General features: G+C 49.4%; 2 tRNA genes and 2 rRNA genes. All 4 read left to right on the plus strand.

From position 1 onward, the window contains the following. Window positions 1–430: ribosomal RNA gene (locus tag WQ57_RS22125) — 16S ribosomal RNA — on the plus strand; the annotation flags it as partial. 112 nt (window positions 431–542) lie between these two features. Next, window positions 543–619 (plus strand) — tRNA-Ile (locus WQ57_RS22130). 15 nt (window positions 620–634) lie between these two features. Continuing rightward, a tRNA-Ala gene (locus tag WQ57_RS22135) sits at window positions 635–707 on the plus strand. A 123-nt stretch (window positions 708–830) separates the two neighbouring features. Further along, window positions 831–1,008 (plus strand): 23S ribosomal RNA (locus WQ57_RS22140); the annotation flags it as partial.

A 1,008-nucleotide genomic window follows, 5' to 3' on the forward strand; every position in this document is an offset into this window, starting at 1 on the left:
CCCTTGTTCTTAGTTGCCAGCATTCAGTTGGGCACTCTAAGGAGACTGCCGGTGACAAACCGGAGGAAGGTGGGGATGACGTCAAATCATCATGCCCCTTATGACCTGGGCTACACACGTGCTACAATGGATAGAACAAAGGGCAGCGAAGCCGCGAGGTGAAGCCAATCCCATAAATCTATTCTCAGTTCGGATTGCAGGCTGCAACTCGCCTGCATGAAGCCGGAATCGCTAGTAATCGCGGATCAGCATGCCGCGGTGAATACGTTCCCGGGCCTTGTACACACCGCCCGTCACACCACGAGAGTTTGTAACACCCGAAGTCGGTGGGGTAACCTTTTGGAGCCAGCCGCCTAAGGTGGGACAGATGATTGGGGTGAAGTCGTAACAAGGTAGCCGTATCGGAAGGTGCGGCTGGATCACCTCCTTTCTAAGGATAATGTCTTTTAGGACATTCGGAATGCGAACCTTCGGTTCGTAATGTTGATGAGCTTGTTTGTTTAGTTTTGAGAGAGCAATCTCTTTTATATTTCCTTTTATGTGGGCCTATAGCTCAGCTGGTTAGAGCGCACGCCTGATAAGCGTGAGGTCGATGGTTCGAGTCCATTTAGGCCCACCATTTTAATATTTTTACGGGGCCTTAGCTCAGCTGGGAGAGCGCCTGCTTTGCACGCAGGAGGTCAGCGGTTCGATCCCGCTAGGCTCCACTTTGTTCCTTGAAAACTGGATAATCGTATGTAAGAAGGCAATTGCAATAAAACCGAGTATCGCCATTTTAGTTTTTCTCTCTTTTGATTGAAAAAGAGAAACCTGGCAAGTATTTGCCGCAAGGTTAAGTTAGAAAGGGCGCACGGTGGATGCCTTGGCACTAGGAGCCGATGAAGGACGGGACTAACACCGATATGCTTCGGGGAGCTGTAAGTAAGCTTTGATCCGGAGATTTCCGAATGGGGAAACCCACTGTTCGTAATGGAACAGTATCTTTACCTGAATCCATAGGGTATTGAA

The sequence above is a fragment of the Mesobacillus campisalis genome, assembly GCF_000986785.1.
GTDB lineage: Bacteria > Bacillota > Bacilli > Bacillales > Cytobacillaceae > Mesobacillus_B > Mesobacillus_B campisalis.